The sequence below is a fragment of the Kitasatospora sp. NPDC032121 genome, from assembly GCF_055580145.1.
Window position 1 is genome coordinate 170,513 of the sequence record NZ_JBVILX010000005.1, and the last position, 6,680, is coordinate 177,192.

Annotated in this window: 5 protein-coding genes; 3 read left to right on the forward strand and 2 right to left on the reverse strand. The window is 74.6% G+C overall.

The genetic code is table 11. The features are described from left to right. Window positions 1-78: 78 nt before the first annotated feature. Together ACZ5OX_RS16870 and ACZ5OX_RS16875 are read right to left on the reverse strand one after the other, a co-directional pair. A complete protein-coding gene (locus tag ACZ5OX_RS16870; protein WP_465630535.1) occupies window positions 79-621 on the reverse strand; it encodes a TetR/AcrR family transcriptional regulator in 543 nt (180 codons plus the stop codon). A gap of 76 nt (window positions 622-697) precedes the next feature. Beyond that, on the reverse strand, window positions 698-1,609 hold the full coding sequence (locus ACZ5OX_RS16875; RefSeq protein ID WP_465630537.1) for a LysR family transcriptional regulator: 912 nt from the start codon (window positions 1,607-1,609) through the stop codon (window positions 698-700). A gap of 216 nt (window positions 1,610-1,825) precedes the next feature. Here ACZ5OX_RS16875 and ACZ5OX_RS16880 point away from each other — a divergent pair, with 216 nt between their 5' ends. From ACZ5OX_RS16880 to ACZ5OX_RS16890, 3 genes are all read left to right on the forward strand, one after another. Next, window positions 1,826-3,259, forward strand: coding sequence for a hypothetical protein (locus tag ACZ5OX_RS16880; RefSeq protein ID WP_465630539.1), 1,434 nt, complete (start codon window positions 1,826-1,828; stop codon window positions 3,257-3,259). A 151-nt stretch (window positions 3,260-3,410) separates the two neighbouring features. Further along, the gene (locus tag ACZ5OX_RS16885) at window positions 3,411-4,841 is read left to right on the forward strand and encodes a hypothetical protein (RefSeq protein WP_465630540.1); all 1,431 of its coding nucleotides are present in this window, start codon (window positions 3,411-3,413) and stop codon (window positions 4,839-4,841) included. 154 nt (window positions 4,842-4,995) lie between these two features. Further along, on the forward strand, window positions 4,996-6,495 hold the full coding sequence (locus ACZ5OX_RS16890) for a TolB family protein (protein ID WP_465630542.1): 1,500 nt from the start codon (window positions 4,996-4,998) through the stop codon (window positions 6,493-6,495). Window positions 6,496-6,680: the final 185 nt, after the last annotated feature.

The following is a 6,680-nucleotide window of genomic DNA, read 5'->3' on the forward strand; positions in this document are numbered from 1 at the left end:
CCTGTGGTGCGCGGTCGTCGGCCGCCCCCACCCTATGGGGCGGGTCGGGCGGGGGCTCGCCCGGCCTCCGGCGGTGGGTCAGGCCGCCAGCAGAGCCTCGGCGATGCCCCGGGCCCGCCAGGCGGCGTCCGGGGTGCCCTCGCGCAGGGCGGTGACGATGGCGCCGTCCATCAGGAGCGCGAACTGCCGTGCCCGCTCCCCGGGTTCGGGGACGTCCGCGCCCCGCATCAGCTGCTCGACCAGCTCGATGACGCGGGTCTTGTGCAGGGCCGCCATCCGGCGGGCCGGGCTGGCCGGGTCGGCGATCTCGGTCATCGTGTTGATCGCGACGCAGCCGCGGTAGTCCTGCGCCGCGAAGCGTTCGGCCAGCGCGTCGAAGACGTACAGCGGGTGGCCGCCGTGGGCCGCGACCCGCTCGCTGAGCCACTCCCGCCACCGGGCGTCGCGGCCTTCCAGGACCGCCGTCACCAGCGCCTCCTTGCCGGCGAAGTGCCGGTAGAAGGAGGCCCGGCCCACGCCGGACTCGGAGAGGATGCGCTCCACGCCGACCGCGCGGATCCCGTGGGCGTAGAAGAGGGACTCCGCCGTGGTCAGCAGGCGCGCCCTCGCGTTGACTGCCATGCGGCAGATCCTAGCCACCCCCGACGCCGAACGGCACCGATCGGTACCGTCCCGCATCGGTACGCGCCCGGCGGGCTCACGCGCCCGCGGCGGCCGCCTCGGCGAGGGAGTCCAGCACCGGCCGCACCAGCGGGTGCCCGTCCGCGCCGGCCCGGACGGCGGCGAAGACCCTGCGGGTGGCGAGCTCGCTGTCCACGGGGCGCACCGCCACCTCGCGGAGGTCCACACCGCGCAGCGCCGAGCGCGGCACCAGCGCCACCCCGAGGCCCGCCGAGGCGAGCGCGACCACGGCCCGGAAGTCGTCGGAGGAGTGCAGCAGCCGGGGCTGGAACCCGGCGTGCTCGCAGGCCAGCAGCACCACGTCGTGGCAGGGGTTGCCCGGGTACGGCCCGATCCACGGCTCGTCGGCGAGCGCGGCGACGGCCAGCGGTCCCGACTCGGCGGCCAGCCGGTGGCCGAGCGGCAGGACGGCCTCGAAGGGCTCGGCGTACAGCGGCACCCTGGTCAGCCGGGCGTCGTCGGCGCGCGGCGCGCCCCGGTACTCGACGGCCACCGCGAGGTCGGCCCGGCCGTCCAGCACCATCGGCAGGCTGGCGTCGCCCTCGGCGTCCAGCACCTTGAGCCGCACCCCGGGCGCGCGTTCGGCGAGCAGGCCGACGGCCGGGGAGAGCACGGAGGCGATGGCGGTCGCGAAGGAGGCCACGGTGACCTCCCCTGAGACGCCCGCGCTGTACGCGGCGAGGTCGGCCTCGGCGCGCTCCAGCTGGGCGAGCACCACGTCGGCGTGGCCGAGCAGGATCTCCCCGGCGGCGGTCAGCCGCACGCCCCGGCCCTCCCGGGCGAGCAGGTGGTGGCCGGTCTCCTGTTCCAGGGCGGCCAGCTGCTGGGAGACCGCGGAGGGGGTCAGGTAGAGGGCGGCCGCCGCGGCGGTCACGGTGCGGTGGTCCGCCACGGCCCGCAGGGTCCGCAGCCGTCGTGCGTCGATCACGCACCAATTCTGCCAGCGCGGCGCGGCACACCGGACCGGCCGGAGCGGCGGCGGCAGTGCCCGGAGCAGCGGTTTCGGCCGGAGGCGGCACGGGAGGCGCATTTCCGGACGAGATCGCTCCAGGTCGTTGACCGACCGTCCGTACGGCGCTTGGCTCTTACCGACCGGGCCACGGGGGGCCGAGGGCCCGGGGCCGTCATCTGGGGAGGATGATCGATGACCACCGCACGCACCCGCCGCCGACTGGCCCGCACCGCCGCCGTCCTGGTGGCCGCCGCCGTGGCCGGGGCCGCGATGCCCGCCGCCGAGGCCCGGCCGCCCAAGGGAGACACCGCCAGGGTCAGCGAGGGCGCCAAGGGCGAGGCGCTGAACGGGCCCTCGCTCGCCCTCGGTCTGAGCGGCGACGGCCGCTACGCGCTGTTCTCCTCCTCGGCGACCGACCTGCTGCCCGGCGGCGCCGGGGCGGTGGGCGACGTCTACGTCCGGGACCTGCGCAACGGCCACACCGAGCGGATCAGCGTCGCCCCCGACGGCTCCGCGCTGGACGCGGGCACCTACGACGCGGCGATCAGCGGCGACGGCCGGTACGTGGTGTTCAGCAGCTACGCCGGCAACGTGGTGGCCGGCCAGCCGAAGCACCCCACCGACGTCTTCGTCCGCGACCGCTGGACCGGACGCACCGAGCTGGTCACCACCGGCGACGGCAGCTCCGGCGCGGGCGACGACCAGAGCGGCCGCAACGCCTTCGACGCCGACATCAGTGCCGACGGCCGCTACGTGGTCTACTCCTCCGACCGCACCGACCTCGCCCCCGGCGTGCGCCGCGGCAAGTTCAACGTCTTCGTCACCGACCGCTGGACCCACACCACCCGGCTGATCTCCACCGGGGCGGACGGCACCCCGGCCGACAACAACTCCTCCCGCCCGACGATCAGCGCCGACGGCACCGTCATCGGCTTCAACTCGCGGGCCGGCAATCTGCTCCCGGCCGACCAGACCCCGCCCGCGGCCGCCGCGGAAGCCGCCTCGGGCGGCGCCGACCGGGCCGAGGCGGCGCAGTCCCCGCGGACCGCCGGCGCCCAGGCCGCGCTGGCCGCCATCCGCGCCTACCCGTACTACGTCTGGGACGCCCGCACCGGGAAGATCACCGGCGCCAGCTACGACGCGGCCGGCCAGCTCATCGGCGCCGGCAGCGACGGGCGGATCAGCCCCTCCGGCCGCTACGCGCTCTACACGGTCTACGCGGAGGGCGGCCGGCCCGGTTCGCACGGCCGCCACCAGGACGTCTACGTCCGCGAGCTGGCCACCGGCCGCACCACCAAGGTCGACCAGCCACTGTCCGGCAGCACCCTCGAATCGTCCTACAACCCCGTGATGTCGCTGGGCGACCGCTGGGTGTACTTCACCTCCGAGGTCACCGACCTCGTCCCCGACGACACCAACGGGCAGGCCGACATCTTCCGCACCGACCTGCGCACCGGGCTCACCGAGCGGGTCCCCCTCACCCAGGACGGCTCGCAGAGCACCACCTCCGCCTTCTTCCCGCAGGTCGACGACGGCGACACGACGTTGCTGTTCAGCGCCGAGGACGGCAACCTGGCGCCCGTCGTCGACAGCGCCACCACCGACGTCTTCCGGCGCCGCCTGTGACGGCCTGACTCCCCTGCGGGATACGCCTGTTGACGTATTTCCCGACGGGATCACCCGTGGCCGTTGACCACCGGCCCTCCCGACGGTTGGCTCTGCGGAAGCCCGCCGCCGGGAGGGAGCGCGGCCGGGCGACCCCAGGGGAGGACGATCCATGACCACCGCACGCACCCGCCGATGGCTGGCCCGCGCCGCCGCCGTCCTGGCGGCCACCGCCGTGGCCGGCGCCGCGATGCCCGCCGCCGAGGCCAAGCCGCCCAAGGGCGACACCGCCAAGGTCAGCGAGGGCCCGAAGGGCGAGCAGCTCAACGGACCCTCGTCCGCGCTCGGGCTGAGCGAGGACGGCCGCTCCGCGCTCTTCACGTCCGCCGCGACCAACCTGCTGCCCGTGGCCGGCACCCCGAACTCCGACGAGATCTACGTGCGGAACCTGCGCAACGGGCACATCGAGCGGGCCAGCGTCGCCGACGACGGCTCCCCGCTGAACGCCCCCACCACCGAAGCCTCGATCAGCGGCGACAGCCGCTACGTGGCGTTCAGCACCGCCGCCACCAACGTGGTGCCCGGCCAGGTGCCGCACGCCAGCGACGTCTTCGTCCGCGACCGCTGGACCGGACGCACCGAACTGGTCACCGCCGCCGCCCTGCCGAGCACCGACGACCAGAGCAACTACGGCGCCCTCAGCCCCAGCATCAGCCGGGACGGCCGCTACGTCGCCTACGTCTCCAACCGCAGCGACCTCGCCCCGGGCGTCCTGCGGCGCGGCAAGAACAACGTCTACATCACCGACCGCTGGACCCACACCAGCCGGCTGGTCACCGTCGGCGCGGACGGCGAGGGCGCGAACAACAACTCCTTCGAGCCGACGATCAGCGCGGACGGCTCCACGGTCGGCTTCACCTCCCGGGCCGGCAACCTGCTCCCGGAACCGCCGGCCCCGGCCACCGACCCGGCCACCGACCCGGGCACCGACCCGACCGCCGACGCCGAGTCCGCGCCCGACGGCGGGGCGCCCGGGCTGACCGGGCCCCACTACTACCGCTACTACGTCTGGAACGCCGCCACCGGCATCGTCGGCGGCAGCCTGGACGACACCGGGGAGCTGGTCGGCTCCCGGGACGGCCGGATCAGCCCGGACGGCCGCTACGCGGTCTACAGCCTCCCGATCTTCATCGGCGGCTTCCCCGGCCCGGCCCACGGCATCCGGATGGACGTGTACGTCCAGGAACTGGCCACCGGCAAGGTCACCAAGGTCAACACCGACCTGCCGGGCACCAGCACGAAGTGGTCGTCCTTCGGCGGCGTCATGACGTTCGACGACCGCTGGGTCTACTTCGCCTCCGACGCCGAGACCCTCGTCCCCGGCGACACCAACGACAGCACCGACGTGTTCCGACGCGACCTGAGGACCGGCCTGATCGAACGCGTCAGCCTCACCCGGGACGGCGAGCAGACCACCGGCGCCGCCTCCTACAGCCCGGCCGTGGACGCCGCCGGCAACACGGTGATCTTCACCGCCGTCGGCGGCAACCTGGTCCCGGGGAACACCGGCGACCAGCAGGACGTCTTCCTGCGCCGCCTGTGACGCCCTGACTCCCGTTCCGCATACGTCCGTTGACGTATTTTCCGCCGACATCGACCGAGGACGTTGACCCTCCGACCCTCCCGACGGTTGGCTCTGCGAAAGCCCGTCGCCGGGAGGGAGCCCGGCCGGGCGATCGCTGGGGAGGAACAACCTCATGACACGTACCACCCGCAACCGGTGGTCGGCGGGCGGCGGCGTGCTGGCCGCCGCCGCCGTACTGGCCGTCACCGCCGCGCCCGCCCAGGCCGCCGCGCCGCCGCGTGGCACCTCACAGGTCAGCACCGGGGTCAACGGCACCGTGCCCGACAACCCGTCCTCGGCCCAGGGCCTCAGCGCCGACGGCCGCTACGCGCTGTTCACGTCCCGGGCCACGAACCTGCTGCCCCAGCCCCCGGCGGGCTGGAGCAACGCCTACGTGAAGGACCTGCGCACCGGCCGCGTCGAGCAGGTCAACCTGTCCGACTCGGGTGCGGCGCCGAACGGCTCGACCGACCAGGCCGGGATCAGCGCCGACGGCCGCTACGTCGTCTTCGAGAGCGACGGCGAGAACGTGGCGCCCGGCGCGCAGGTCGAGCACCGCACCGAGGTGTACATCAGGGACCGCAGGACCGGCCACACCGAGCTGGTCAGCAGCAGCCCCACCAACACCGACAAGGACCAGTACCACTACTCGTACAACGCGCAGGTCAGCGGGAACGGCCGGTACGTGGTCTACGTGTCCTCGCGGAACGACCTGGACCCGACCGTCGTGGAGCCGGAGCCGGAGCCCGGAACGGAGCCCGGAACGGAGTCCACCACCGGTCCCTCGCTCACCAGGCCCTACACCTGGAAGATCAACGTCTACCTCACCGACCGCTGGACCCACACCACCCGGCTGGTCACCCGCGACCACAACGGCCGGGCGGGCGAGAACACGTCCTTCCGTCCGACGATCAGCGCGGACGGCCGCACCATCGGCTTCGGCTCCAGCTCCGCGCTGCTGCCGCCCGAGGAGACGCCCGCCCCCGCCGCGTCCGCCGGGGCGTCGCCGCTCCTGGCCCGCCCGACGACCGCCACCTACTACACGTACGACGTGGCCTCCCGGACGATCTCGCCCGCGAGCTACGACACCGAGGGCAAGCTCACCAACGCGGCCTTCGACGCCACCATCAGCCCCGACGGACGGTACGCGGTCTACGCCCTGCCCGAGCCCGGCGGCTCGACCGGCGGCCACCGCTACCACACCGTGGTGCACGTCCGGGACCTGCGGACGGGCACCGTGACGCGGGTCAGCGGCGGCCTGCCCGGCACCACTTCGGTCGCCTCCTCGGGCCACGGCTCGATCACCGCCGACCACCGCTGGGTCTACTTCTCGTCCGCCGCCGACAACCTGGTGCCGGGCCCGCAGCACCCGGGCTGGGACGTCTACCGCCAGGACCTCCGCACCGGCCGCACCGAACGGGTCACCACCGCTGCGGACGGCTCGCTCGGCAACGGCTCGTCGGACGACCCGTTCGTGTCGGCCGACGGCAGGACCGTGCTGTTCGGCTCGACCAGCGGCAACCTGGTCGCCGGCGGCAACGGCCCGGCGGTCGAGAACTCCCAGGTCTTCGCCAAGCCCACCGGGCTCCACGCGGGTGACGACGACCAGGGCGAGGACGGCGACGAGCAGTGACCCGCCCCCGGAGGAACCGCGACGGGGGCGGGACGTCGGCCGGGCCGGCGTCCCGCCCCCGCAGCGGGAGGGTGGGGCAGGTGGTTCTGGGCCGTGGGGGGGGGGGGGGGGGGGGGGGGGGGGGGGGGGGGGGGGGGGGGGGGGGAGGGGGGGGGGGGGGGGGGGGGGGGGGGGAGGGAGGGGAT